This is a genomic window from Pseudomonas monteilii (genome assembly GCA_001534745.1).
GTDB classification, from domain to species: Bacteria; Pseudomonadota; Gammaproteobacteria; order Pseudomonadales; family Pseudomonadaceae; genus Aquipseudomonas; species Aquipseudomonas alabamensis.
Genome location: CP013997.1, coordinates 3,971,890 through 3,998,686, shown reverse-complemented (window position 1 = coordinate 3,998,686; position 26,797 = coordinate 3,971,890). Strand labels below are relative to the sequence as shown.

Genomic DNA, 26,797 nt, shown 5'->3' with positions numbered 1-26,797 from the left:
CTGGTCGTGGGAAAGGCTGCAACCGATCGATAAAGGCTGTCACCACCTCCGTCGGCGGGCGAGACGTCTACGCTTAAGAGCGTTTAGGTATAGAGGCGTTATGATTTCCCTCTTCTGATCACCACTACTTGCGAGCAGTCAACACTCGTTGAGTCACCGGTGATCTTGGGGAGCTGCGGGGCAACGGCCCAAACCCTTGCAGAAATCATTACTGCTGAGCCGGTTCGGTGACTAAAACCGGCCTCCATGCAACGACAAGCTCTTGCCTTGCAGGTACAGTATCGTCCCTACGTGAACCCAAACAGGCAAGAGGGACGGCATGCTCAAAAAATTGGATCTAAAAGGGGTCGGACCCGCCCCAGAGATGAATGTGGAGTTCAGCTCTCGTCTTAATTTTTTGACTGGTGACAACGGACTGGGCAAGAGCTTCATCCTTGATGCAGCCTGGTGGGTATTGACGAGGACCTGGGCCCGCGGAATCAAAGCGGTACCCGGTGAGACATCGGCTAAGCCGTCGATCGGTTTTTCCTACACCAAGTCTACCTCCGGTGATGTCACTGACAGCAGCACCTTCGTACGCCGAACGCAAACATGGCCATTGAAGCAGGGCCGTCCGACGATCCCTGGAATCGTGATCTATGCAGGCGTCGATGGCAGTTTTTCCGTTTGGGACCCGGCAAGGAACTACTGGAAAAACGACGATGAAGTCGGGCGGGATCGCCCGAAAAGTTTTGACTTTACGCCAGAGCAAGTTTGGAAAGGCCTAGTGGGTGCGAATGGCGTCACGCATTGCGTTGGGCTGATACGTGATTGGGTGCTTTGGCAGAGAGGGCAACAAGCAGCTTTTGATGATTTAGTTCGAGTGCTGGAGGTGCTATCGCCGTGCGAGACAGAGCGTCTCACCCCCGGGGAGCCTACGCAAATTGGCGACGATGTTGAAGAAGTACCCTCTCTGAAAATGCCATATGGTCAGGAAGTACCACTGCCCTTGGCATCGGCAGGCATGCGACGGATCTGCGCGCTGGCGTATTTACTGGTTTGGACATGGCGCGAGCATGCTAAGGCGTCGAAGAGGTATGGTGTTAAACCCGCTCGCGAAATCATATTTCTGATTGATGAAATTGAATGTCATCTGCATCCGCAATGGCAACGCAGAATAGTACCAGCGTTATTGAAAGTTATGAGTGAGTTGAGTCAAAACGATAGAATACCCGTTCAACTACTTGCAGCGACACATTCCCCGTTAGTACTTGCCTCCGTTGAGCCTCTTTATGATACAACAAAAGACTGCATCCTAGATTTTGACCTCGTTGAACAGCATGTCGAGGTTAGGCACTTACCCTTCTCCCGTAGAGGCGACGCCAACGGGTGGCTATCATCCGAAATTTTCAATCTACGGGAACCTCGCTCGATTGAAGCGGAGCGAGCACTGACAGAAGCTAAAACATTATTAAGAGACATCAACAGCGCTGTTCACGACAAAAAGCTCATGCGCAAAGATAAGGATGCAATTAGGAAGGTTGACAAAGCACTGCGTGAAACCCTGAGCGACGTAGACCGGTTCTGGGTTCGCTGGAGTAGCTTTCGTGATCACGTATTGGAGAATAAATGATTCGGCTCGTGCTCGCTAAGGAACCTACGGACTTTGATGAAAAAGTGAGAAAGCCTGGATTGCGCGCTCTAGACGAGATGGTCGGAAATCAGGTCGTCCGCACGGCCGGTAAAAAATTCAATATCGTTGCCGCCCGAAAGGAAGACATCAAAGGATCCGACTTTCCTGCCTACTGGACGGAAGCTCTTCCCGACTTGATGAAGTCCTATGGCCGATTGTGTTCTTACACAAGCTTTTACATTCATAAGGTTACTGGTTCTGGTTCGGTCGATCACTCAGTGGCAAAAACCAAGAACTGGCAGCTTGCGTACGAATGGGCCAACTACCGGCTGATCTGTTCCTTGATGAACTCACGAAAAGGCGTTAAAAATCTACTGGACCCAATCGTTGTGCAAGACGAATGGTTCGAACTGGAGTTTGTGGGTTTTCAGGTCCTGCCGCGCCCAGGGCTGGACGGCCCGCTGGCTTCCATTATTCAGTTCACTATTGATGAGCTCGGGCTTAACGAAACGGCGTGTATAGAAGTTCGGGCAGAGTATGCTGAAGAACATTGGGAAGATCAATCCGTTAGATCCTGGCGAAGGCTTTTAGAGCGATGCCCCTTTGTGGCTCGTGAAATGGAGCGCCAGGGTCGAAAACAGGGTCCGCTGTAATCCAATGGCACTTTGGGCGACAGCCAAGTTCAGCATGACAGTTTCAGATACTTCGACCACGCCTTTACCGAATGGGAAACAGACATGAGACAGAAGCCGTATGGATCGGGCACGCCCGAGATTATAGCCCGGGCCGTGCCGGTAAAACAGGTCGTCGGCGGCGTCTTACATTGCAAGTGGTGCTGGGCGCTTGTTTGACCACGCTTTGACGGAGTACACGGGCTAGGCCGATAGCAGTAGCCCCTGTCTGATATCTCCCGTGCTGAAGGCCTTCAAAGCAAAGGCTCTGGCCGCTTCATATCTCTGACAGCATCCTGACGCAACATCAACCCTATGCCAAACTCCCCAAACCCTAAACGGACATACAAGGAAGACCCATGTCAGAAGAAGCCTTCGAACACCTGCTAGACACGTCCATGGACGCCCTAATGGACAAGCAACAAGCGCTGCACGATCAATACGCACTGGCCGACATGGCACGCTGGTCGCTCGATCAAGAAACGGCCACCGTGCAGTTCTTCGACGAGCAGGACCGCCTGGCCGTCGAAGGGCAGATCCTCAACATCGGCTCCTTCTCGCCCAACCATTCGAGCTGGAAGTGGGCCTGGAGCAACCCTTCGATACCGGAGCCGCTGCGTGAGCGCGCGCTGGTGTTGAAAGAGTTGGAAGCAAGCACGGGAATGGATTTCTTCGGCTTCGAAGGGACACTCAGCCTGGAGGACGAGTCCATGGCCTGGCAGCTGGCGGCCATCGCCGTGCAGCACCTGGGCGCGCTGGGCTGCTATCGGGCGGCATCGTCGGGTGATGCGCCTACGGTGTACCTCGCCCTCACCGAGCTCAAGCACGTCAGTCACTGAATGCAGCACAGCCCATGCCGCGGCTGTGCCCGTGCGCGCGGATGAATCCGCTCCTACCCAGAGCGGTAGCCTGAAAGACCTCCGCACGCACCGGCGTCTTGCAACACGTCTACAACCGCAGCACACCACATGACGATTCCCTCACACACTCAAACGAACACCCCCCGTCGCGCCCCTGTCTCTACTCCATCGATCACTTCCTTCCCTTCGCACCAGGAGTTTTCATGGCAAAGATCAACATGGCCCAGCAACTGGCCTCGACCCTCGAGCAGGCCGGTATCAAACGGATCTGGGGCCTCACCGGCGACAGCCTCAACGGCCTGACCGACGCCCTGCGAAGCATGGACAGCATCGAGTGGATGCATGTGCGTCATGAGGAAGTCGCGGCCTTCGCCGCCGGTGCCGAGGCGGCGGTGACCGGTGAGTTGACGGTGTGCGCAGGCAGCTGCGGGCCGGGTAACCTGCATCTGATCAATGGTCTGTTCGACTGCCACCGCAACCGGGTGCCCGTGCTGGCCATCGCCGCGCAGATCCCCTCTTCGGAGATCGGCCTGAACTACTTCCAGGAAACCCATCCGCAGGAGCTGTTCAAGGAGTGCAGCCATTTCATCGAGCTGGTCAGCAACCCGGCGCAGATGCCGCAGGTGCTGCACCGGGCCATGCGCTCGGCCATCCTCAATCGCGGTGTCGCGGTGGTGGTGATTCCCGGTGACGTCTCGCTGCTGGAGGTCGAGGAAAAGCCGGCGGCCTGGCCTGCGTTGCAGCAGCCACGCATCCTGCCCACGGATGTCGATCTCCAGCGCCTGACCGATTTGCTGGAAGACAGCCACAAGGTGACGCTGCTGTGCGGCAGCGGATGCGCGGGGGCTCATGATCAGGTGGTGGCCCTTGCCGATGCGCTCGGCGCGCCGGTGGTTCATGCGCTGCGTGGCAAGGAGCATGTGGAGTGGGACAATCCCTTCGACGTCGGCATGACGGGGTTGATCGGCTTCAGCTCCGGTTACCACGCGATGCTGGGCTGTGACACGCTGGTAATGCTGGGTACCGACTTCCCATACCGGCAGTTCTTCCCGAGCGATGCCAAGATCGTACAGGTTGACCGCGACCCGCAAGCGCTGGGGCGACGCGCCACCCTGTCGCTGGGCATCGCGGCCGATGTCGGCGAAACCCTCACTGCACTGCTGCCACGCCTGACGCGCAAGACCGATCGCCGCTTCCTGGACAGCGCGCTGAAAGCCTACGGCAAGGCCCGCGAGGGGCTGGACGATCTGGCGGTGCCGTCCAAGGGCGATCGTCCTATCCATCCGCAATACGTCACACGCCTACTCAGCGAACTGGCCACCGAAGATGCGATTTTCACCGCTGACGTCGGTTCGCCCACCGTCTGGGCTGCGCGTTACCTGCAGATGAACGGGCAGCGCCGCCTGGTTGGCTCGTTCAACCACGGCTCGATGGCCAATGCCATGCCACAGGCCATGGGCGCGCAGGCCGCCTTCCCGGGCCGTCAGGTCATCTCGATGAGTGGCGACGGTGGCTTCAGCATGTTGATGGGTGACTTCATCTCGCTCGCGCAGCTGAAATTGCCCGTGAAGGTGGTGGTGTTCAACAACGCCTCGCTGGGGTTCGTCGCCATGGAAATGAAGGCGGCTGGCTACCTCGACACCGGCACCGAGCTGCGCAACCCCGATTTCGCCGCCATGTCCAACGCGATGGGTATCCTGGGGATTCGCGTAGAGCGCTCGGAAGACCTGGAAGACGCCCTGCGCCGTGCGCTCGCGCACGATGGTCCCGTGCTGGTCGACGTGGTCACTGCCTCTCAGGAGTTGGTCATGCCACCGGCGATCAAGCTGGAGCAGGCCAAAGGCTTCAGCCTGTACATGCTCAAGGCGGTGATGAGCGGGCGGGGTGACGAGGTGTTGGACTTGGCGAAGACCAATCTTCTGCGCTAGTTGCCTTGCGTGTCCGGTATGCGAATGGCACGCATACCGGATCTGTTGGTCTGCATATGATCCCCTAGAAGTGCCGCGCTTGTGTGACCCTGCCGTGTTAAGCAGGCAAGTACGCGGTACTGATCGCATCCTGGCGCAGGAGTGATTCGTACACGAGGTTCGCAACCGTTCTGCGCAAATCTGGGCGGTCTGCCTGTTGGGGAATGCTGAGGAGTGCTGGCCGGATTTTTCCACTGAGGTCTTCACAGAATTGCAGCGTTCCGCTGAAAACCGTTTCACCTAGCTGCCGACCAATGACCATATGAAAACCACTATGCTCGTCGCTCGGCGCCAGCCAATCCGAGCTCAGGTTTCTCAGATTCCATTGTGCCGAAAGCAGCACACTGTATAGCAAACAACACGGCAGGTTGGCCGACGTAGTCTTACCGGAGCTATCTCGGTAAAGCACCGCGTCCTTGCAAAGGTACCTTTATGGTGCAGAGGCCTTCGGTGCTAGTGATAGCAAGCTTTATTTTGCGGTGGAGAGGCGATAGAGCATGACACTGTTCGAGGTAGCGAAGCGCTTTTTTCCACTTGAATTTCATTGATTTTGAGATAATTTTCGAGCCTCGACAGGCTAGCGTCCCGGCTTTAAGGGTTCAAAAGACACTTTTTCGAGATATCACTTTCGCCTTCTGGAGATGATTTTGGTAAAGCAAATCTTTCCATAACGACCTACAGCTGCGGGCCCATTGTTCGATTAGCCTCTGGTCGATGTGCTTAGCTAGCTTGAGTAGCTGCGCAGACTGTAGTTGGAGAGAAACACCCAACCGCAGATTTTTCCAGCTCACATCGTTATTCCATACGTTGAGCGTCTGGGATTGAGCGAGAGTACTTGCCACGACGGATTCAAGCTACGACCTGTCCTTCGACAACATTGAAGATGCCGGGGCCCCAGCGTAGGTAACCCGCCACCTCACGCCGACAGCCCCTGCGTCCCCAATCCCACCACCGCCTCGATACCCTCACGCCCCAGCCGCTGACTCCCCTGCGCCACCACCTCGCCAATCACCATCACCGCTGGCGCCTTGAGGTCGAACGCCAGGGCCGCCGCCTGCATGCCGCTCACATCGCTGAAACACACCCGTTGCTGCGGCAAGGAGGCGTTCTCGATCATCGCCACGGGCGTCTCACCGGCCATCCCCCCGGCCAGCAACTCGCGCCGCACCTCGTCCAGCTTCGCCACGCCCATGTACACCACCAGGGTGGTCCCGCTCTGCGCCAGTGCCTGCCAGTTCAAGGTGCTGTCATCTTCGGTGTGCGCCGTCACCAGGGTCACGCCGCGGGCGACCCCGCGCAAGGTCAGGGGGATGTCGCACTGGGTGGCGCCTGCCAGCTCGGCCGTGATGCCGTTGACCAGTTCCACGTCGATACCGCGATCCCTCAACCACTCGGCCTCTTCGCTACCGCGCCCGAAGATGCAGGGGTCGCCGCCTTTCAGGCGTACCACGCATTTGCCCTGGCGGGCATAGCGCAGCATCAGCCGATGGATGAACGCCTGCGGCGTGGAGCGGCAGCCGCCGCGTTTGCCCACGGCGATGACTTTGGCGCCGGGGCAGTGCTCGAGTACGGCGGGGTTGACCAGGCTGTCGATCATCACCACCTCGGCGCTGCGCAGGGCGCGCACGGCCTTGAGGGTCAGGAGTTCGGGGTCGCCGGGGCCGGCGCCGACCAACCAGACTTTTGCGTTCATGGGGTGTACCTCATCAGGGAAGCGGACCGTCGGGTGCGGTGTGGGGGTAGGGGTGTTCATGCGTGCATCAGCCAGATCAACAGCAGCCCATTGGCCAGTAGCGACCCCAGGGCCAGGGTGCGCCACACCTTCAAGGGCGCGCGCTCCAGCAAGGGGCGTGGACGTGGGCTGGGCTGGTCTTCGCCGTGTTGCAGCGCCAGTTGCCATTCTTCGGCGGTTTCGAAGCGTTCGGCCGGCTCGAGGGCCAGCGCTTTGTCGAGGACGTGTACCAGCCATTCGGGCAGGTCGGGGCGGTAGCGGCTGGCGGGCACGGGGGTACCGAAGCGTGGACGCTGGAAGGCCTCGATCTCGCCATGGGGGTATTGGCCGGTCAGCAGGAAATACAGGGTCACGCCAGCGCTGTAGAGATCCTGGGCCACGCTCGGCTCGGCGCCTGCGTAGGCTTCCGGGGCGATGTAGCTGGGCGTGCCAGGCAGTTCGCCTGCGGTGTGGGTGGACAGGCCCGGGCAGTAGGCCAGGCCGAAATCCAGGATGCGCAGGCCGCCGTCTTCCTCGAGCAGCAGGTTGTCGGGCGTGATGTCGCGGTGCAGGATGTTGCGCCGGTGCAGCATGCCCAGCGCCCGTAGCAGGTGCAGGGCGAGGTCCAGGCCTTGGGCCAGGTTCAGCGTGCCGTGCCGACGATGGTGCTCGGCCAGGGTGACGCCGGGGTGTTCGCGCATCAGGTAGTAGAGGTGCTGGCGCTCGCGGGCGGGGTGCACGTCCGGGAAATGGCGCCCGGCCACGCGGCGCAGGAACCACTCCTCCTGGAGCAGGCGCTGGCCGGCCTCGCTGTCGCCGTCGCAGTGCAGGGGCAGGGTTTTCAGCAGCCAGGGTTGCCGTTGGGCGTCGTGGACGCGGTACAGCAGGGACTGCCGGGTCTGGCTCAGCAGTGCCTCGACCTGCCAGCCCTCGAAGCGTTGGCCGGGTTTCAGGGCCGGTGGCAGCGGCCACTGCTCCACCTGGTCAAGGGCATCGCCCAGGCTGGCTTCGCCCAAGTCGTCGACGCGCACCAGCACGGCGCTGGCGTTGTCCTGGCTGCCGGCCAGGTGGGCGGCGGTGACCAGCGCCTGGGTGGCCTGTTGCAGATCGGGCTCGTCGCGCAGCACGCCGGCGATCGCCGCTTCGCCCAGGGTCGCCCAGACGCCATCGCTGACCAGCAGGAACCCTTCGCCTGTGCGCAGTTCGCCTTCGCGGTAATCCACCACCAAGTGCTGCTCCAGGCCCATGGCGCGCTTGAGCACGTGCTGCATGCCCGGCTGGCGCCAGACGTGGTCTTCGCTCAGGCGCTGCAGGTGCCCGTCGTGCCAGCGGTACACCCGGCAATCGCCGATGTGCGCCAGGGTGAAGCGCCGGCCACGCAGCACCAGCGCGCTGAGGGTGGTCAGCAAGGGCTGGTCGCCGCCGTTGGCGTGCAGCCAGCGGTTCTGCGCGAGCAGCAGGCGGTCCAGCGCCTGGGCCACACCCCAGGTCTGCGGGGTGGCGTAGTAGTCGTGGGCCAGGGCCTGCACCGTGGCGCGCGCGGCCAGACCCCCGTCGGCGCACTGGCTGACGCCGTCGGCCAGGGCGAACAGGTAGCCTTTGCTGGCCGCGAGCGAGGCGGCCGGGCTGACCAGGCGCGTGGCGTCCTGGTTCTCGGCACGTGGCCCGCTGGCGCTGCTGTGCGCGTAGCTCAGGCGCAAGGGCATGGCGGCGGCTCAGACCCGTGCGGCGGTGAAGGCCGCCGAGCCCCAGGTGGTTCTCCAGCGGCGCTTGACGGCGCACAGCCCGAACCAGGCCACCACGCCAAGGCTGGCGAACAGCCACAGGCCCAGCTGATAGTCGCCGGTGCTCTGCTTGATGGCGCCCAGGCCCGCCGCCAGGAGAAAGCCGCCGATGCCACCGGCCATGCCGATCAGGCCGGTCATCACGCCGATTTCACGGTTGAAGCGCTGGGGCACCAGCTGGAACACCGCGCCGTTGCCGGCGCCCAGGCCGAGCATGGCGCTGACGAACAGGGCCAGGGCGGCGATGGAGCTGGACAGGTGCATGCCCACCGCCGCGATGCACACGGCCGCCACGGCGTACATGCCGAGCAACGTGCGGATGCCGCCGAACCGGTCCGCCAGGGCGCCGCCCAGCGGGCGCATCAGGCTGCCGCCGAACACGCAGGCGGCGGTGTAGTAGCCGGCGGTCACCGGGCTCAGGCCGTACTGATCGTGGAAGTAGCCGGGCAGGGCGCTGGCCAGGCCGATGAAGCCGCCGAAGGTCACGCTGTAGAAGAACATGAACCACCAGCTGTCGCGGTCGGCCAGGGCCTTGAAGTAGTCGGCCATGGATTTGGCCTTGCTGCGGTTGGGGGCGTTTTTCGCCAGCAGGGCGAACACGATCAGCGTCAGCACCAGCGGGATCAGCGCCAGGCCAAAGACCTGGGTCCAGCCGAAGGCGGCGGCCAGCACCGGCGCGGCGAGGGCGGCCAACACGGTGCCGGAGTTGCCGGCGCCAGCGATGCCCATGGCCTTGCCCTGGTGCTCGGCGGGGTACCACTGCGAGGCCAACGGTAGCGCCACGGCGAACGAGGCGCCGGCCATGCCCAAGCACACGCCGAGCAGCAAGGCGTGCCCGTAGCTGTGGATGCCGAGCTGCCAGGCCGCCAGCAGCGAGACGATGACGATCACCTGGCCGATGAGACCGGCCGTCTTGGGCGACAGCTGATCGGCCAGCATGCCCATGACAAAGCGCAGGATCGCCCCAGCCAGAATGGGCGTGGCGACCATGAAGCCGCGTTGCTGGGTGGTCAGTTGCAGGTCGGTGGCGATCTGCACCGCCATGGGGCCGAGCAGGTACCAGACCATGAAGCTCAGGTCGAAGTACAGGAACGCGGCAAACAATGTGGGGGTGTGCCCGGCTTTCCAGAAACTGTTGTTCATTCCAGCACCTCATCTGCAAAAGGGTTGTGTGCTTGCAGGTGGGCGAGCCCTCACGGCTGCTCCACCGCCTCGTGGCGCGAGGCCAGAAACGCAAAGACGTCGCCATGCCGGATCCGCTTTCGCGAACGGGCATGCGACGTCTTTGTCGGGGTGGGCAACCGCCGTTGGTTACCTATGCAGAGGTCAAAGCAGGTTGTGTGCCAAAGGTGGAGAGGTGCGCGATGGTCGGCAAGGTTCAGGGTCGTTCATCCATGACCAGGCTGGAGTGAAATCGGCTGCCATGGACCTTGTGGGAGTCCGCCTGCCGCCGTGGCGCCGCGCTGTCGCGCAGAGAGCATGACGGTAGCTGGCAGGATCCGGGGCTTTATTGCTGATCGATTTAGGGCCGCTTTGCGGCCCATCGCGGCACAGGGGCCGCTCCTACACCCGTAGTCCCACCGCGGGGTTGCAAGCTATCGCGGTCACCTGTGCGGCCCCTGTACCGCGGTTGGGCCCACATTAGCACTTGGCAGAAACCGTAAAATTTCCCACAGGGATCGCGACTGCTTGTACCACTGCAGCGAATATGAGCGGTCCCTGGCAAGGCGCTGGACCGACTGCGATCCCCCTAAGCGACCGCCTCTGTACAGACGAACCGGACCTCGCGCGTGCCCAGAATGAGGCCATCGTTGCTGCATTGCGGTGCACCTTGGCCAACGCTGTGCTTAGAAATGGCCCGAAAGCCCACCCCCTTCAGGTCAGCAACTCGTTCATCGCAATGATCTGCTCGGCCACCTGAATCAGCTTCTGCTGTCGGCTCATGGCCTGGCGCCGCATCAGCGTGTAGGCCTCTTCCTCGCCGCAGCTTTTCATCTTCATCAGCATGCCCTTGGCCAGTTCGATGCGTTTGCGTTCGGCCAGTTGCTGGTCGCGGGCGTGGAGCTGCGAGCGCAGCACCTGGTCGCTCTCGAAGCGCGCCATGGCCACGTCCATGATCGGTTGCAGCCGCTGGGCGTGGATGCCTTCGACGATGTAGGCGCTGACGCCCGCCTTGATCGCCTGGCGCATCACCCCCGGGTCATGCTCGTCGGTGAACATGACGATGGGCCGGGGCTGGTCGCGGGTCACGATGACCACCTGCTCCATTACGTCGCGGCTGGGGGAGTCGGTGTCGATCAGCACCACGTCCGGGCGCACGGCTTCGACCCGCGCGGGCAGGTCGATGGTCAGGCCCGACTCGTCGATGACCTCGAAGCCCGCTTCGCTCAACGCGCTGCGCAGGCGGCCGCCCGTTCTGGAGGTGTCGTTGATCAGCAGAATGCGCAGCATCTAAGCCTCCAGTGACCGAACATGACGGGCGTGCAGGGCGAAGCCGCGAGCGTAGGCGGCGGGGTTGGTGCCGTCCCAGACGCTGCCGTCCAGCAGCCGCGAACGACGCAGGGGGCTGGCGGGTATGGCGATGCCCAGGTCGCCTGCGGCCTCGCGGTACAGGCCAAGCTGTTGCACCCGACGGGCCACGTCCAGGTAGTCCGGGTCGTCGCGCAACAGGCCCCAGCGGCGGAACTGGGTCATGAACCACATGCCGTCGGACAGGTAGGGAAAATTCGCCGCGCCATGGTTGTGGAAGCTCAGCGGGTGGCCGTCCTGCCACAGCGTGCCCAGGCCATTGTCGTACAGGCCCATGAAGCGCGGCTCAAGGCTGGTCAGCGGCACGTCGAGGTAGGCGCGGGCGCTCATCAGGTGCGCAGTGCTGCGGCGGTTCTCCGGGCTGGCCTCGATGAAGCGGCTGGCTTCCAGCACCGCCTTGAGCAGGGCGCGGGCGGTGTTGGGGTACTGTTCGACGAAGGCCCGCGTGCAGGCCAGCACTTTTTCCGGGTGGTCGGGCCAGATCGACTGGCTGGTGGCAACCGTGCAGCCCTGGCCCAGCGCCACGGCATGGGCGCTCCACGGCTCGCCCGCGCAGAAACCGTCGATGCGGGCGGCCTGCAGGTGCGCGAGCATCTGCGGCGGTGGCACGACCACGCTGTTCACGTCGTGCAGCGGGTGAATGCCCTGGCTGGCGAGCCAGTAGTACAGCCACAGGGCGTGGGTGCCGGTGGGAAAGGTGTGGGCGAACGTGAGCGCCTGGCCAGCCGTCGCGGCGTGCTGCCTGAGCGCGGCGGGGTGTGTGATCCCGGCGTCCGTGAGCGCCTGGGACAGGTTGATGCTCTGGCCATTCTGGTTCAGGCCCATCAGCACGGTCATGTCGGTGGCCGGCGCGCCGCCGATGCCGAGTTCCAGGGCATAGACCATGCCGTACAAGGCATGCGCCGCATCCAGCTCGCCGCTCGACAGCTTGTCGGCGACCCCGGCCCAGGAGGTCTGCCGGTGCAGGTTGAGGGTGAGCCCATAAGGTTGGGCAAAGCCCTGGGTGGCGGCGACCACCACCGAGGCGGCATCGCTGAGCGGCATGAAGCCGATGTTCAGCACGCGCTTTTCCGGGGCGTCGCTGCCGGCGACCCAGGCCGTGGAGCGGCCGGGGGTAAGGTCGTTGCTGTTATCGCTCACATCGTGATTCCCGATCCGTGTCGCTGGAAAAAGGCCCGACGGGCCGATGCCTGATCATTGCCCGTGCGGGTGGCCGACGCGTCGGCCCGGCCAGCCCCACCGGTATTCAGTACACATCGCGCAGGTACCGGCGCGTTTTGCTCATGTCGCTGATGTAGAGCGTGGCGGCAGCGCTGCTCATCTTGCCGTGGCGCTGCACGATGGCCTTGAGTGCAGCATCGACGTCCTTGGCCATGCGTGCGGCATCGCCACACACGCAGACGTAGGCGCCTTGCTCCAGCCATTGCCACAGCTCGGCACCGAACTCGAGCATGCGGTGCTGCACGTAGACCTTCTCGTCCTGGTCGCGGGAAAAGGCCGTCTCCAGCCGCTGCAACACCCCGTTGCGCTGCCACTCGCGCAGTTCCTCGCGGTAGTAGAAGTCGGTGCGCGCCCGCTGCTCGCCGAAGAACAACCAGTTGCGATGTGCGCCCTGTGCCTGGCGTTCCTGCAAGAACGCCCGAAACGGTGCAATACCGGTGCCAGGCCCGATCATGATCAGCGGCGTGTCGGGATTCGCCGGTGGATGGAAGTGCGCGGAGGGTTGCAGGTAGAGGCGCACGCCGTGTTCGCTGGCGCGGTCGGCCAGAAAGGTCGAACACACACCGCCCCGTGCCTGGCTTTCGTGCTGATAGCGCACGGTGGCGACGGTCAGGTGTACCTCATCTGGTGTGAGGACCGGGCTTGAGCTGATCGAATACAGCCGCGGTTGCAGCGGCTTGAGCAGGCGCACCCAGTGCTCTGCGTCCAACTCCAGGGGGAATTCACGGAGCAGGGTGGGCAACTGCCGGCCCCACAGCCAGGCCTGCAAGGCGGCGTGCTGGTCTGCTTCGAGCAGGGCACGCAGCCGCTCGTTACCGCGCTCGACCGCCACCCGGTTCAGCAGGTCCGGGCTGATGCGGGCGATCTCCAGGTGCTCGCTCAAGGCGACCCGCAAGGGCATGGGCGGCTGTGGATCGAGCTGCACCAGGGTGTTGCCGTCCAGGCCAAGCGTGCTCAGCACGTCTTCCACCAGGTCGGGTGAATTGACGGGCCAGACCCCCAGCGCATCGCCCGCCCGGTAGGGGAAGTGATGGCCGGCCAGGTCGAACGACAGATGACGGGTTTCCTTCTCGGCGCCGTCGCCATTGAGCAGGCGATTGCTGAGCACTCGGGTGTACAGCGGTTGGGCGCGGGTGTAGGGGTTGCGGTCGGCGTCGGCCTGCACGGGAGAGGGCGGTTGGGTCGCGACAGCCACCGCGGGCGTCCCGGTGTCCAGCTTGCCGCACAGCTCGGCCAGCCAGCCTTCAGCGGGGGCTTCATAGTCCGGCTCGCACTCCAGGCGCGGCTGGATACGGTCCGCGCCCAGGGCCGCCAGGCGCTCGTCGAGCTTGCGCCCGAAGCCGCAGAACTGCCGGTAGCTGGAGTCGCCCAGCGCCAGCACGCCGAAACGGCTGCTGCGCAGGCTGTCGGGGGCGGCGTCCGACAGCGTCTGCCAGAAGTCGACGGCGTTGTCCGGCGGCTCGCCATCGCCGAAGGTGCTGGCGACCAGCAGCACCCCGGCAGCATCGCGCAGTTGCCCAAGCTCGACGCTGTCCATGGCCTGCACGCGGGTGCGCTGGCCGGCGCTGCCCAGGCGTTGAGCGCACAGGGCGGCGAGGTGTTCGCCATTGCCCGTCTGCGAGGCCCAGAGCACCAGCCATTCAGTGCTCGACGCCTGGGCGGCGGCGCCAGGGCCGGGTCCGTCCGTACGGGAGAACACGCCGGCGAGCACACCATTGAGCAACAGGCGCCGCTGCACATCGAAGGGGGCCTGCTCGGGCAGCGTCGGTACGCCCGCCTGCGGGCCTTCGACGCTGCGCAGACCGATCAGATAACCACGCAGGTACACCTGCTCGTCAGCGCTCAGCGCCAGCGGGGCGGTCTCATGCAGGTTCAGCAGCCGTGCAACGCCGTCGATCTGTGCTGGCGTAAACGCTTTCGCGGCTGTATTGGCCAGGGTGACCGCGTCCTGTGTGACGAAAGACGCTGTTTCCTGCTCCGCAGGGGACGTCGCTTTTCGCCCGGCGGCGGTTGCCATCGCCTGTCCGGCGAACGCTGCCGTGCCCGTTTCAGCCTCGGCCATGGCCTGCAACGCTACCGCGCAGTACTTGAACGCCGGCTGCAACGACAGCGGATCGACCGCATCGCAGGTCACGGCATTGATCGCCAGCCCGTCGCCGAACACATCGTTCCAGTGAAAAGGCGCGAAGCAATTCCCCGGCCGCACTCGATCGCTGAGCATCGCCGGCAGCACCGCCACGCCCCGGCGTGAGCGCACCTGCACCGGCTTGCCCGGCACAATACCCAGACGCTCGGCATCGACCGGGTGGACCTCGACGAAGGGGCCTGGGTTGAGGCGGTTCAGCGCCGGCACCTTGCCGGTCTTGGTCAGGGTGTGCCATTGGTGCTGCACGCGGCCGGTGTTGAGCACCAGCGGGAATTCGTCGTCGGGCAACTCGGCGGGCGGCAGGTGCGGCCGGGCGAAGAACTGCGCCTTGCCGCTGGCGGTGGGAAACATGAGTGCCGGGCGCCCGGGGGCGGGATCGGCCTGAACGTAGCGAATCGGCTGGCGCACCGCCGCATCCGCCGTCGCGCAGGGCCATTGCAGCGGCTGCTCGCGCAGGCGTGCATGGCTGGCGCCGCGCAGGTCGTAGCCGGTCTTGGGGTTGGCCGTGGCCTTGAGCTCTTCGAAGACCTGCGCGGCGTCGGTGTAGCTGAACGCCTCCGTATAGCCCATGGCGCAGGCGACCCGGGCGATGATCTGCCAGTCCGGCATGGCCTCGCCCGGTGGCTGGACGGCTTGTTGGGTCAGGGTCAGGTTGCGCTCGGAGTTGATCATCACCCCTTCGGCTTCGGCCCACAGCGCACCGGGGAGCAGGATGTCGGCGTAACGGTTGGTTTCGGTGTCCAAAAAGGCTTCCTGGGTGATCACCAGTTCGGCCTTGCGCAGCCCGTCGATCACCTGCTGACGGTTGGGTACGCTGGCCACCGGGTTGGTGCAGATGATCCAGCAGGCCTTGATGGTGCCTGCGGCCATGGCCTGGAACAGGTCGACGGTACCCGTGCCGCCGTCGGCGCGCAGGCTGCCCGCCTCCAGCCCCCACAGCTGCTCGATGAAGGCGCGGTCCTCGGCGACCAGTGCCGAGCGCTGGCCCGGCAGGCCCGGCCCCATGTAGCCCATTTCGCGACCACCCATGGCGTTGGGCTGACCCGTCAGCGAGAACGGTCCGCTGCCGGTGCGGCAGATGGCGCCGGTCGCCAGGTGCAGGTTGCACAGCGCGTTGGTGTGCCAGGTGCCTTGCACGCTCTGGTTCAGGCCCATGGTCCAGCAGCTCATCCAGTTCGCCGCCTTGCCGATCCAGCGCGCCGTCGTGCGAATGTCCGCCTCGGCCAGGCCCGTGACCTGTGCGACATGGGCGGGGGTGTAGGCCTCCAGAAAGTCGTCCATCACGTCCCAGCCTTCGGTGAAGTCGGCAATGAAGGCAGGGTCGGTCAGGCCGTCTTTCACCAGCAGGTGCAGCAGGCCGTTGAGCAAGGCCAGGTCGGTGCCCGGGGCGATGGGCAGGTACAGGTCGGCCTTGTCCGCGGTCGCGGTGCGCCGTGGGTCGACGACGATCAGCCTGGCCCCGGCCTTGAGCCTATCCAGCAGGCGCAGGAACAGCACGGGATGACAGTCGGCCATGTTCGCGCCGATCACCAGAAACACATCGCTGTGCTCGATGTCATCGTAGGCGCCGGGCGGGCCGTCGGCGCCGAGGGACAGCTTGTAGCCGCTGCCGGCACTGGCCATGCACAGACGGGAGTTGGACTCGATGTGCTGGCTGCGGATGAAGCCCTTGGTCAGCTTGTTGGCCAGGTACTGCGCCTCCAGCGACATCTGCCCGCTGACGTACAGGGCAACGGCATCGGCGCCATGCGTGTCGATGATGCCGCGCAGGCGACTGGCCGTGGCCTGGATGGCCTGATCGATGCCGACGCGCACCGGGTCCTGGCTGCGCGCCTCGCGCACGAAGGCATGCTTCATCCGCCCGGCGTCGGCCACCGGCAGCGCGCAGGTGCTGCCTTTGGTGCACAGGCGTCCGGCGTTGCTCGGGTGCTGCTTGTCGCCCGAGACCTTGACGATCAGGTCGTGCTCCACCTGCATGACGATGCCGCAGCCCACCCCACAGTAAGGGCATACGCTGCGGACGGTCTTGCCGGATTCAGGAAGGGTGTCGGTCATGGCGGTGCTCTCGTGCGCAAACGACAAAGGCGCCCTGCGGCTTCAGCGTTTTTCAACGGAAGCTGCACGGCGCCTTTGTCGTGAGGTGTTGCCTGGATGGACAGCCGTCGTCGTTGACGGCGTTTGCCTAGGCGTAGCAATGGCTGGGCCAACACAGGAGCGAGACGCGGACAGACGCCGCGCCACTGCGTGCTCGCGCAGCACGGTACTGACAGGCGAGGCGTGTGCTGAGGGGGGCAGCGCATCGCGCTGGGGCGGCCCTGGCAGATGTGCACCGTTTTGGAACGTGATGGGCGCTGGAACCGAGGCGCTTTGGAGTCCCGCGCCCGCCCCAGGCACAAGCCTCACAGGCCGTTTTGCACGTTGTGGCACAACCGCTGCATAGGGTTTACGCAACCGCTGCGCAGTGCCAGCGGACCCCTTTGTCGATCAACGGCGATCGTTCGGCCCCTGGTGGCCCAAAGAACAATGACTGCGTCAGGCCCACGGGCCGGCAGCGAGAACAGGCAATGGCGCCTGGAACCTTCTGGTTCCAGGCGTTTTTTTTGCGTTGAAACAACCGGATCGGCTTCGAGAGGTGACCCATGAACAGCGAATTGGCGAGTGATCTGCACAACCTCGTGGTAATCGGCAACGGCATGGTCGGCCATCACTGCGTCGAGCAGCTGGTGCAAGCCGGGGCTTTGAGCCGCTACCGGATCCACGTGTTCAGCGAAGAGCCGCTGCGCGCCTACGACCGTGTGCACCTGTCCGAGTACTTCGGCGGTCGCGATGCCGAATCCCTGGCCCTGGGCGATGCCGCGTTCTACCAACAGGCGGGCGTGATCTTGCACCTGGGCGTACCGGTACTGGAGATCGACCGGGCACGCCAGGAGGTCATCACCGCCCAGGGGTGTGTGCCTTATGCCCACCTGGTCATGGCCACCGGCTCCTATCCGTTCGTACCCCCCATCGAAGGCGCGGCCGGCGATTCGCGTCTGGTCTACCGCACCCTGGCCGACCTCGACACCATTCGCGCCGCCGCCAACAACGCCCGGCGCGGCGTGGTGGTCGGCGGCGGCCTGCTCGGGCTAGAGGCGGCCAACGCACTGCGCAGCCTGGGCCTGGAAGCCCACGTGGTGGAGTTCGCCCCGCGCCTGATGCCGGTGCAGTTGGACGAGGCGGGCGGTGTGGCGCTCAAGGCGCGCATCGAAGCGCTGGGCGTGCACGTGCACCTGTCGTGCAGCACCCAGTCGATCACCCCAGGCGAGCACTACCGTTACCGCATGAATTTTGCCGGCGACGAATCCCTGGAAACCGACCTGGTGGTGTTCTCGGCTGGCATCCGCCCGCAGGACGCCCTCGGCAAGGCCTGCGGCCTCGAGCTGGGTGCCCGTGGCGGCATCGCCATCGACGGCGAATGCCGCAGCAGCGATCCGCACATTTCGGCCATCGGCGAGTGCGCGGCCTGGAACGGCAGCGTGTTCGGTCTGGTGGCGCCAGGTTACCGGATGGCCCGCAGCGTGGCCGCGCAGCTGTGTGGTGTTGAACATGAGTCGTTCGCCGGTGCCGACCTGTCCACCAAGCTCAAGCTGCTGGGCGTCGATGTCGGCTCCATCGGCGATGCCCAGGGCGCCAGCGCCGGCTCGCGCAGCTACCGGTTCATCGACGAGGCCACGGCCAGTTACCGGCGCCTGGTGGTGTCGGCCGACGGCAAGCAGGCCATCGGCGCCGTGCTGGTGGGCGACAACAGCTATTACGACACGCTGCTGCAATACATCCAGAACGGCATCGCACTGCCGGCCGACCCGGCGTCGCTGATCGTGCCCCAAGGCGAAGCGGCACCCGCGCTGGGCGTGGACGCGCTGCCCGCCACCGCCACCATCTGCTCGTGCCACAACGTCAGCAAGGGCGCGATCTGCAGCGCCATCGACGGCGGCTGCACGGACCTGGCCGGCATCAAGTGCCAGACCAAGGCCGGCAGCGGGTGCGGCGGGTGCGCAGGGCTGCTCAAGCAGGTGTTCGAGCATGAACTGACGGCCCGTGGCGTCACGGTCGACAAAAGCCTGTGCGAACACTTCGCCTACACCCGGCAGGAGCTGTATTCGCTGGTGCGCGTCGAACGTATCGAGACCTTCGACGAGTTGCTGGCTCGCCACGGCCAGGGTCACCTGGGCTGCGACCTCTGCAAGCCCGTGGTCGGCTCGATCCTGGCCTCGTGCTGGAACCGACCGATCATGGAGCCGTGGCTGGTGCCGCTGCAGGACACCAACGACACCTTCATGGCCAACATGCAGAAGAACGGCACCTATTCGGTGGTCCCGCGCATTCCTGGCGGTGAAATCACCCCCGACGGGCTGATCGCCATCGGCGCGGTCGCCAAGAAGTACGCCCTCTACACCAAGATCACCGGTGGCCAGCGTATCGACCTGTTCGGCGCCCAGTTGCACGAGCTGCCGGACATCTGGGCCGAACTCATCGCGGCCGGCTTCGAGACAGGCCATGCCTACGGCAAGTCGACCCGTACGGTGAAAAGCTGCGTCGGCAGCACCTGGTGCCGCTATGGCGTGCAGGACAGCGTGCGGATGGCCCTGCGCATCGAAGAGCGCTACAAGGGGCTGCGCGCGCCGCACAAGCTCAAGTTCGCCGTGTCCGGCTGCACCCGCGAATGCGCCGAGGCCCAAAGCAAGGACGTCGGCGTGATCGCCACCGAGAAGGGCTGGAACCTCTACGTTAGCGGCAACGGCGGCATGCGCCCGCGCCACGCCGAGCTGTTCGCCACCGATCTGGACGACGAGACCCTGATCCGCTACATCGACCGCTTCCTGATGCTGTACATCCGCACGGCCGACAAGCTGCAGCGCACCTCGGTGTGGCGCGAAAGCCTGGAGGGTGGCCTGGACTACCTCAAGGCGGTGGTGATCGACGACAGCCTGGGCCTGGCCGCCGAACTCGAAGCGCAGATGCAACTGGTGGTCGAGCGTTATGAATGCGAATGGGCCAATGCCCTGAACGACCCGGAAAAGCTCAAGCGCTTCCGCACCTTCGTCAATGCCGGTGGCGCGGACCCGGACGTGCAGTTCGTCACGGAACGCGGCCAGCGCCGCCCGGCACGCGCGCAAGACATGAACCTGATCGATGCAACGGAGGTGGTGTGATGAGTGGTGCGAACGCAGTGCGGGTCGATATCGACCGCCGCTGGAACAGGGTATGCGGGCGCCACGACCTGGTGGCTCATTCAGGCGTGGTCGCCTTGCTGGACGGCAGCCAGATCGCCTTGTTCTACCTACCGGACGAGCAGGGCGAGGGCCGCGTGTTCGCCCTGGAAAACCGCGACCCGCGGTCGGGGGCCAATGTCATCGGTCGCGGCCTGATCGGCAGCGTGTCGGGCAAGCTGGTGGTCGCCGCGCCGTTGTACAAACAGCATTTCGGCCTGGAAGACGGGGCGTGCATGGAAATGCCCACGGAGCGGCTGCGGGTCTGGCCGGCGCGGCTGCGGGGGGATGACGTGGAAGTCGAGGCCGCGGTGACTGGACCGTGAAGGGCACCGAAGCCGGGGCCTCGGCAGGTAGCGCGAGGCGGTTCGGTAGCCTGTCAGAATGGTCGTGATCACCCCGGTTTGTCGGCGATGCAGGCGGTGATGGGCTGGACGCTATCGCGGGCAAGCCCGCTCCCACACTACCGTGGCAGCCTGCACTCTCTGCGGTGTGATGACAGGTGTGGGAGCCGGCTTGCCGGCGATGAGGACGGGGCACGCGCCGGCTCTCGTCGAGGAAAGCACAATTGCCGATGGGAGCTGGAAACCAGCAAGCCCATCATTACCCCACGCCTCTCCTTTCCTATCACCCAGATGGACTGGGCCTTCCGCGCTCGACGCTGTGTTGAACAGACCCGCCGTCGATGTCGAAAGGCGCTCTGTGTGAGTCACCGCTATCACGCCGCGCTCAATAACGCCCTAGCCCTGCAGCGCATCGAGCCAGACTTGATCGACCTGCTGATGTCCATTAGGCAGATTTCGTTTATTTCGATTGTTTCTAGTTTCGTTTATTTCGATTATAAATTCATTGCTCGCTTCATGAGGATCAAACATTCAAGCTGCTTTTTGGAGATACGCCATGACCCACACAGACCCTGCTCGAGGCATCCTCCCGGATGAAAAAGCGATCGCTGTGGCGATTGAATCAAGTCGTCAGATTGCGGCTTTCGTTTCTACGAAGTTGGAGACCCAACGTATTGAACTGGTCGGTGAAGCCCAGCAACGTCAGATCGTCGAACTTCCCACGGCCGCGCTCAAATTGCTTGGTGACATACTCAGCGAGCTTGCCCTGGGCAACGCCGTAGAGGTGGTACCGATCCACGCAGAGCTAACGACTCAGGAAGGTACCGACATGCTCAACGTCTCTCGCCCTCATCTGGTCAAACTGTTGGACGAGGGGCAGATTCCGCACACAAAAACCGGTAGCCACCGACGCATAAAGTTCACCGACCTCATGGCTTACAAAACGAATCGCCACAAGGCGAGCCAGACCGCCATGGAAGAATTGGCTGCGCAAGCCCAAGCACTCGACATGGGGTATCAATGAGGCGCTCACCCTTCACCGTCGTCTACGATGCCTGTGTACTGTATCCGGCCCCTTACGTGATCTGCTGATGCACCTCGCTCTGACGGGCATCTATCGCGCGCGCTGGTCTGAACAGATCCACAACGAGTGGACACGAAATGTGCTGAAAAACCGTCCCGACTTGACAGAGGCGCACCTGAATCGAACCGTTGAGCTCATGAATCAGGCAATTCCTGATTGCCTGGTAGTCGATCATGAGCCCTTGATTCAAGGGCTCGATCTCCCCGATCGAGATGACCGACACGTCTTGGCGGCTGCCATCAAATGCGGCGCGTCGGTTATCGTCACTTACAACCTCAAGGATTTTCCTGCACAGATCCTGAGGCGCTTCGATATCGGGGCCCTGCATCCCGATGTCTTTCTTTCCGACATATGGGACTTGGATCAAGCCGCCGTACTTGAAGCCGTCCAGAAACAGCGTGCTTTTCTGAAGAATCCTGTACACACGCCCCGCGAACTGCTGGATACCTTGCTCAAGCAAAGACTTCCAGAAATCGTCAAGCATCTTTCCAGTTACGAATCGTTGATCTGATCCTCAAGGCCACTTCCCTGCGGTCCAGTACACCGGGGCTCAACTGACCCGCCTGCTCCCCGGCTGGAGCCATAGGCGCTATCCGGCGCTGGCCTCGATCATCGCTGAGCTAGCCCGGTAAGAGGGTCTGCATTACCGCGGCATCGACCACCGCGAATTGCTGAGGCAACAATGGCGCTTCTTGCGGGAGATGGGGCGAGCGCCCGGTGATGAACAGCGGGTGACGAAACGCTAGGGGAGGGTGGACATAGTCGCGACGGAAGGTCGAAGTGGGACTTCGTCAGCCGAGGAGGGCATCCGTCTCGAGGGGCTTGGCTTGTCAGCATGTGGAAAGGGGCTAGCCAAGCCAAGAGCCGAATCATGACCTGTCCTTGCCAACGATGTATGTGGGCTCGGCGCGCTGGCAACGTGCCTCTTGTCTATGGCTATGACCAGAGCGAGACAAGCGGTAGAGTTGGTGCACGGATCGCCGACGTGCGTGGCTGCCCAACCGCACCTAGCGCCCTAGAGCGCACATCCGTGACCAGCAGATCGTACAGGGCGGCTGCATTGCTCATGCGTATGCGTTCTTGCGTCGTATCCCAGGAAGCCTCCACTCACGAGCCTCACCATGACCACTTCGTCCCGCACCCCTGCAAAACCAGGCCTCTATCAACTCCACATCGCCCTGGCGGACAGCGATCCGCTGATCTGGCGCCGCGTGATCGTGCCGCAGACCATCACGTTGGCTCGCCTGCATCTGGTCATCCAGGTCGCCATGGGTTGGGAAAACGCTCACCTGCACCAATACCTGATCAATGGCGTCTGGTACGGCGTTCCTGACCCGGACGGCGAGAGCACGATCAAGTCCCAGGCGCGGCGCTCGTTGGTCAAGACACTGGGCACGGAAACCACCTTCCGCTATGTCTACGACCTCGGTGACAGCTGGGACCATGTGGTGACGGTGGAACAGGTGGTCCCGCGCAGCAAGTACCGCAACCTGCCTACCTGCATCGCGGGGGAAAACGCCTGCCCGCCAGAGGACATCGGTGGCCTGGGTGGGTACGAGATGATGCTCGAAGCGCTTGGTGACCCTCAGCATCCAGAGCATGGCCTGTTCAGGGAGTTCTTCCCGTACGGGTTCGACCCACAGGACTTTTCACAACGCGACACGAACTTCTGGCTGAAAGGGCTCGAGGTGTGATGACCGCCTAGAAGGCCAGGCGCATGCGTTGCAATTGGTCCTGTACGCCGCCTGGCAGCACGCAGGTGTCCAAGTCCTGCAGCCAGGTGAATCCAACCTTGTCGTACAGCGCCAAGGCCGCTTGGTTGGACTTGAGCACCGTCAGTTCGATACCGGTGAAGCCGATGCGCCGTGCATGGCGCATGACGGCTTCGAGCAGCGCGGCCCCATGGCCGTGTCGGCGAAACTCGCGCTTGACCTGCATGCCCAGCAGACCCACCTGCGGATCGCCCTGGGGCCGACAGAAGCTGTCCGGGAACGCCTCGGCCGAACCGACGATCTGCCCGTTCTGAACGGCCACGTAGACGGGCCAGTCGTGCTGCTCGACGGCGGCCAGAGCGCGCTCGATGGCCTGGATCGGCGGCGCCTGGGTCGAGACCGAAAACAGTCCTTCGCCGCTCACCTCGGCGAACAGCGCATGGAAGCCTGCAAGGTCGCTGGCTTGAATCTTCCTGATGTTCATGTGTTTCCGTACTGTGCGGTTTCAGTTACGCATCATGCTCGGCCAGGGTACGGTGCAGAAGATCGCAGGTATTGATCTGTGACATGGTTATCACTTTGATCGATTCCATAAGGGCTGCATGCGGCCAAGTTGGGCGCCGGTCATGGAGGCAGGACGCTGGGTGATGAAGCGTTCCATTTCGCATCATCACGCGCATGCCTGCGGAAGCCGCGTCATTCTTCGGAACAGTCGTCGAGCGTCAGCGCGGCCAACTGCGACAGCAGGGTCAGGTGTTCGATGGCCTGGGTTTTCTCCAGGTACTTGAGCTTGGCCGCCCCGCCGAGGAGGATGGCCGGGCAGAAGCCGTACATCTCATCGCTGCGCAGCGTGCCGAATTGCGCCTTCGCGCTGTCGAACAGGCCGTTGAAATCGTTCTCCTCGGGCGTCACGGAGTGCAGGAAGCGTTGCAGTTCGCGGCTCCATTCGTCTCGGGGAATGTCCATGTTGTGAACCATGAACGTCGACGAACAGCTGTCGATGGTCAGATGCAGTCCGCTCTCTTCGCCCCAGAGGTAAAGGTCCCCGAACGCGCTGCGTGCAAACGTGTGGTACGTATCGAGGTGGGACAGGGGGTGGCCCTCTAACCAAGACTCCACGACGCCTGCGTACGCCTGCGGATCAACCAGCCAGAACAGGCCGTCGCCATAGCCGCACCAGCCGTAATCACGCCAATGGTCCAACAACAGGTCAGGCAGCTTGTCCTTGTAGTCTTCTAACCGCGAGGCGGGAACGGCTTGCCGGTCGAAGGGCTCACCGAAGTGGGCGAGGCAGTGGTTGAGTGTGGTGGTCATAAGGTCAGTCCTTGAGGGTTTAGGGGGGTGTGGAAAAGGTAAGTCTGGGTCAAGTGGTCTACGAGGTAACGCGCCGGTGGCTGCTGCATTGCGCCCTGATGTGTCTGGTGCGTCTAGCGACGAGGGTAGGCAGCCGTCGAACGAGTACATCAATACAGATCGGAAAGCGTATAGGGCTCCAAAGGGGACAGTTGCGACAAGAAGGTGAGGTGCTCAATGGTGTTCACTTTTTCCAGGTTCTCCAATTTTTCACTGCCGCCCAGCATGAGCGCAGGAACGAAGCCATACATTTCGCCGCTCTTCAGAGGTCCGAGTTTTTTCCGCGCGCGGCTGAAAAAGCCTAGAAAGTCGCTACTTTCGATACTGGGGTTCATGAAAAAAATCTGGCTTTGTCTGTTCAGCGAGTCTTCAGTGGTACCCAGTTCATAGGCGCAGTAGCGAGATAAGACGCTTTCAATTTTAAGGGAATAACCTGTTTTTTCGCCCCATAGGTACAAGCATCCGAATGCAGTGCGTGCGATTACATGATAGGTATCCCTTGCTTCGAAGGCTGTTCCCCCAAGCCACGAGCGTACAACGCTTTCGTATTCAGCTGGGTTGACTATCCAGAAAATGCCGCCTGCATGAGCGCTCCAGCCATAGTCCTCCCAGTAGTTTAACAGGCGTCCAGGTAATTTATTCCTGTAATGTTCAATGGCCGTTGATGGCACTGGTGTGTGTGAAGTTGGGTTGCCCATTTCTTCTATAAAAAGGCTGATTGCCTCATCCATCAGAATTCCTTATTTTAAATTTTACACGTGAGGATGTATGCTTTCGTGCCGGCGGGGAGGCCTCATTGTGACCGAACAGGTTTCTTATGAGCTGAGTCAGATAAACGTTTGCAACGAAAACGTGCTTGGCGGTGCGTGTATTTTGGTTGCAACTGAGCATTCATGGGTAAAGGTTTGCTAGTGTGTAGGGCTCTAAGGGAGCGAGCTGAGCCAGAAACGTCAGGTGTTCTATGATCTTGAGCTTTTCTAAATTTTTCAAATCTTCGCTTCCACCAATCATCAGCGCTGGAACGAAACCATATATTTCGTCACTTTGCAGGATGCCGAGTTTTCTTTTAGCAGGGTCGAAGAGGTCTAGGAAATCGCTGAATTCGAAGCTGGCAGAAAGGAAGAAACTCAAGCATTGCCTGTCCAGGTCTTCTGCAGTCGTCCCTGGTTTTTTATAAGCATAAAGCGAATAACAACTCTCAATGGTCAGGGACTGCCCCGTCTTTTCGCCCCACAAATAGAGTTTTCCAAATGCAGTGCGTGCGATGACATGGTAAGTGTCTCGCGTCTCGAACACTGTGTCTTTGAGCCATGCGCTAACGACGCCTTCATACTCCTGAGGATCTACGATCCAAAAAATTCCGTCTGCATGGCCGCTCCAGCCATAATCCTGCCAATAATTGAGCAGGCGCTCTGGCAATATTTTGCTGTAACGTACGATGCTTGATGTGGGTACAGCTTCTTGAGCGATCGGGGTGCCCATTTCTTCAAAGAAAAGTCTAATGACGTCATCCATTATATTCTGCTCTTGCTCAGTTTTTGTACGAAAAGTTTCACCCTGCACGACGGAGTCTGTAGGTCAGGATATCTCTGGCCGTAAAGCGTTTGGCTAGCTTTTCGCAGCGCGGGCCAGTTTTTATGAGTGGTCTTCCGGCTCGCTAGTCAAACATCCTTTCGGTAATGCTCGAATCTACTTGCCTATCGCTAAAGTCTGCCATGATATCCCTGCTTCCAGCGCTTAGGTCGGGCTTATGCAGTGCTGCCAGCGGTGAAAGGGTTTCTTGAACGTGTTTCTTTGCCAGCGCTCTAGCTTTTGTAGGGCTTATCGTGGCTGAACATTTCTTCTAACCTGAGTCAAATAACCTCTCCACAATGAGAACGTGCTCGGCGGCGTTTTATTTTGTTACTAAAGCTGAGTACTTATGGATAAAGGTCTGCAAGTGTAAAGGGCTCAAGTGGAGCGAGCTGAGCCAGAAACATCAAGTGTTCTATGATCTTGAGCTTTTCTAGGTTTTTCAAATCTTCGCTTCCACCAATCATCAGCGCTGGTACGAAACCATACATTTCGTCACTCTGCAGGATGCCGAGTTTTCTTTTGGCAGGGGCAAAGAGATCCAGGAAGTCGCTGAATTCGAAGGTGGTAGAAATGAAAAAGCTCATACATTGCCTGTCCAGATCTTCTGCAGTCGTCCCTTGCTCTTGATAGCCATAACGCGAATAGCAACTATCGATGGTCAGGGACTGTCCCGTCTTTTCGCCCCACAGATAGAGTGTTCCAAATGCAGTACGTGCGATGACATGGTAAGTGTCTAGCGTCTCAAATACCGTGTCTTTGAGCCATAGGCTGACGACGCCTTCGTACTCCTGAGGATCTACGATCCAAAAAATTCCGTCTGCATGTCCGCTCCATCCATAATCATGCCAATAATTGAGCAAGCGCTCCGGCAGTATTTTGCTGTAACGTACGATGCTTGATGTGGGCACAGCTTTTTGAGCAATCGGCGTGCCCATCTCGTCAAAGAAAAGCTTGATGACTTCATCCACTCTTTTTCTCC

19 protein-coding genes are annotated in these 26,797 nt (G+C 62.0%); 7 read left to right on the top strand and 12 right to left on the bottom strand.

Annotated elements, in window-relative coordinates; all coding sequences use genetic code 11:
* Positions 1–1,608 precede the first annotated feature (1,608 nt).
* The 3 genes from APT63_17080 (at position 1,609) to APT63_17070 (ending at position 5,071) form a co-directional block, all read left to right on the top strand.
* Positions 1,609–2,265: a hypothetical protein gene (locus APT63_17080; protein AMA47199.1), complete on the top strand. Its 657-nt coding sequence runs from the start codon at positions 1,609–1,611 to the stop codon at positions 2,263–2,265.
* 377 nt (positions 2,266–2,642) lie between these two features.
* A complete protein-coding gene (locus tag APT63_17075; GenBank protein AMA47198.1) occupies positions 2,643–3,122 on the top strand; it encodes a hypothetical protein in 480 nt (159 codons plus the stop codon).
* A gap of 224 nt (positions 3,123–3,346) precedes the next feature.
* Complete coding sequence (locus APT63_17070; GenBank protein ID AMA47197.1) at positions 3,347–5,071, top strand: pyruvate dehydrogenase; 1,725 nt, start codon at positions 3,347–3,349, stop codon at positions 5,069–5,071.
* Positions 5,072–6,026: 955 nt separating this feature from the next.
* On the opposite strand, the gene APT63_17065 is transcribed toward APT63_17070, so the two are convergent.
* The 6 genes from APT63_17065 to APT63_17040 form a co-directional block, all read right to left on the bottom strand.
* Positions 6,027–6,803 (bottom strand): uroporphyrin-III methyltransferase, encoded by a 777-nt coding sequence (locus tag APT63_17065; GenBank protein ID AMA47196.1) that lies wholly within the window; start codon positions 6,801–6,803, stop codon positions 6,027–6,029.
* Positions 6,804–6,859: 56 nt separating this feature from the next.
* The gene (locus APT63_17060) at positions 6,860–8,527 is read right to left on the bottom strand and encodes a protein kinase (GenBank protein AMA47195.1); all 1,668 of its coding nucleotides are present in this window, start codon (positions 8,525–8,527) and stop codon (positions 6,860–6,862) included.
* A gap of 9 nt (positions 8,528–8,536) precedes the next feature.
* Complete coding sequence (locus APT63_17055) at positions 8,537–9,748, bottom strand: MFS transporter (protein AMA47194.1); 1,212 nt, start codon at positions 9,746–9,748, stop codon at positions 8,537–8,539.
* Between the two features lie 732 nt (positions 9,749–10,480).
* Positions 10,481–11,056 (bottom strand): histidine kinase, encoded by a 576-nt coding sequence (locus APT63_17050; protein AMA47193.1) that lies wholly within the window; start codon positions 11,054–11,056, stop codon positions 10,481–10,483.
* A complete protein-coding gene (locus APT63_17045; GenBank protein ID AMA47192.1) occupies positions 11,057–12,274 on the bottom strand; it encodes a nitrate transporter in 1,218 nt (405 codons plus the stop codon).
* Between the two features lie 106 nt (positions 12,275–12,380).
* Positions 12,381–16,556 carry a reductase gene (locus APT63_17040; GenBank protein ID AMA47191.1) on the bottom strand — a complete coding sequence of 1,392 codons (4,176 nt, stop codon included), beginning with the start codon at positions 16,554–16,556 and terminating at the stop codon, positions 12,381–12,383.
* A gap of 584 nt (positions 16,557–17,140) precedes the next feature.
* Between APT63_17040 and APT63_17035 the strand changes: the two genes are divergently transcribed.
* The 3 genes from APT63_17035 to APT63_17025 all read left to right on the top strand — a co-directional run bounded on the left by APT63_17035 (position 17,141) and on the right by APT63_17025 (position 21,118).
* Positions 17,141–19,693, top strand: coding sequence for a nitrite reductase (locus APT63_17035; GenBank protein ID AMA47190.1), 2,553 nt, complete (start codon positions 17,141–17,143; stop codon positions 19,691–19,693).
* Complete coding sequence (locus APT63_17030; protein AMA47189.1) at positions 19,693–20,076, top strand: nitrite reductase small subunit; 384 nt, start codon at positions 19,693–19,695, stop codon at positions 20,074–20,076. The genes APT63_17035 and APT63_17030 overlap by 1 nt, the downstream gene beginning before the upstream one ends.
* A gap of 574 nt (positions 20,077–20,650) precedes the next feature.
* Positions 20,651–21,118, top strand: coding sequence for a DNA-binding protein (locus tag APT63_17025; protein AMA47188.1), 468 nt, complete (start codon positions 20,651–20,653; stop codon positions 21,116–21,118).
* A 52-nt stretch (positions 21,119–21,170) separates the two neighbouring features.
* On the opposite strand, the gene APT63_17020 is transcribed toward APT63_17025, so the two are convergent.
* Positions 21,171–21,662 (bottom strand): hypothetical protein, encoded by a 492-nt coding sequence (locus APT63_17020; protein AMA47187.1) that lies wholly within the window; start codon positions 21,660–21,662, stop codon positions 21,171–21,173.
* 637 nt (positions 21,663–22,299) lie between these two features.
* Here APT63_17020 and APT63_17015 point away from each other — a divergent pair.
* Positions 22,300–22,872, top strand: coding sequence for a hypothetical protein (locus APT63_17015; protein AMA47186.1), 573 nt, complete (start codon positions 22,300–22,302; stop codon positions 22,870–22,872).
* Between the two features lie 7 nt (positions 22,873–22,879).
* On the opposite strand, the gene APT63_17010 is transcribed toward APT63_17015, so the two are convergent.
* From APT63_17010 to APT63_16990, 5 genes are all read right to left on the bottom strand, one after another.
* A complete protein-coding gene (locus APT63_17010; protein AMA47185.1) occupies positions 22,880–23,374 on the bottom strand; it encodes a hypothetical protein in 495 nt (164 codons plus the stop codon).
* A gap of 212 nt (positions 23,375–23,586) precedes the next feature.
* A complete protein-coding gene (locus APT63_17005; GenBank protein AMA47184.1) occupies positions 23,587–24,204 on the bottom strand; it encodes a glutamyl-tRNA amidotransferase in 618 nt (205 codons plus the stop codon).
* A gap of 149 nt (positions 24,205–24,353) precedes the next feature.
* Entirely contained in the window at positions 24,354–24,974 is a 621-nt protein-coding gene (locus APT63_17000) for a glutamyl-tRNA amidotransferase (protein AMA47183.1), read from the bottom strand.
* Positions 24,975–25,134: 160 nt separating this feature from the next.
* Positions 25,135–25,758 (bottom strand): glutamyl-tRNA amidotransferase, encoded by a 624-nt coding sequence (locus APT63_16995; protein AMA47182.1) that lies wholly within the window; start codon positions 25,756–25,758, stop codon positions 25,135–25,137.
* A gap of 404 nt (positions 25,759–26,162) precedes the next feature.
* On the bottom strand, positions 26,163–26,786 hold the full coding sequence (locus APT63_16990) for a glutamyl-tRNA amidotransferase (protein ID AMA47181.1): 624 nt from the start codon (positions 26,784–26,786) through the stop codon (positions 26,163–26,165).
* Positions 26,787–26,797 lie beyond the last annotated feature (11 nt).

Bases quoted from the DNA above. Each gene is read 5' to 3' on its own strand.
- APT63_16995 (AMA47182.1), bottom strand. From the start codon at position 25,758: ATGGATGACGTCATTAGACTTTTCTTTGAAGAAATGGGCACCCCGATC.
- APT63_17050 (AMA47193.1), bottom strand. From the start codon at position 11,056: ATGCTGCGCATTCTGCTGATCAACGACACCTCCAGAACGGGCGGCCGC.
- APT63_17035 (AMA47190.1), top strand. From the start codon at position 17,141: ATGAACAGCGAATTGGCGAGTGATCTGCACAACCTCGTGGTAATCGGC.
- APT63_17000 (AMA47183.1), bottom strand. From the start codon at position 24,974: ATGGATGAGGCAATCAGCCTTTTTATAGAAGAAATGGGCAACCCAACT.
- APT63_17030 (AMA47189.1), top strand. From the start codon at position 19,693: ATGAGTGGTGCGAACGCAGTGCGGGTCGATATCGACCGCCGCTGGAAC.
- APT63_17005 (AMA47184.1), bottom strand. From the start codon at position 24,204: ATGACCACCACACTCAACCACTGCCTCGCCCACTTCGGTGAGCCCTTC.
- APT63_17010 (AMA47185.1), bottom strand. From the start codon at position 23,374: ATGAACATCAGGAAGATTCAAGCCAGCGACCTTGCAGGCTTCCATGCG.
- APT63_17025 (AMA47188.1), top strand. From the start codon at position 20,651: ATGACCCACACAGACCCTGCTCGAGGCATCCTCCCGGATGAAAAAGCG.
- APT63_17080 (AMA47199.1), top strand. From the start codon at position 1,609: ATGATTCGGCTCGTGCTCGCTAAGGAACCTACGGACTTTGATGAAAAA.
- APT63_17040 (AMA47191.1), bottom strand. From the start codon at position 16,556: ATGACCGACACCCTTCCTGAATCCGGCAAGACCGTCCGCAGCGTATGC.
- APT63_17055 (AMA47194.1), bottom strand. From the start codon at position 9,748: ATGAACAACAGTTTCTGGAAAGCCGGGCACACCCCCACATTGTTTGCC.
- APT63_17075 (AMA47198.1), top strand. From the start codon at position 2,643: ATGTCAGAAGAAGCCTTCGAACACCTGCTAGACACGTCCATGGACGCC.
- APT63_17065 (AMA47196.1), bottom strand. From the start codon at position 6,803: ATGAACGCAAAAGTCTGGTTGGTCGGCGCCGGCCCCGGCGACCCCGAA.
- APT63_17070 (AMA47197.1), top strand. From the start codon at position 3,347: ATGGCAAAGATCAACATGGCCCAGCAACTGGCCTCGACCCTCGAGCAG.
- APT63_17015 (AMA47186.1), top strand. From the start codon at position 22,300: ATGACCACTTCGTCCCGCACCCCTGCAAAACCAGGCCTCTATCAACTC.
- APT63_17020 (AMA47187.1), bottom strand. From the start codon at position 21,662: ATGCTTGACGATTTCTGGAAGTCTTTGCTTGAGCAAGGTATCCAGCAG.
- APT63_17060 (AMA47195.1), bottom strand. From the start codon at position 8,527: ATGCCCTTGCGCCTGAGCTACGCGCACAGCAGCGCCAGCGGGCCACGT.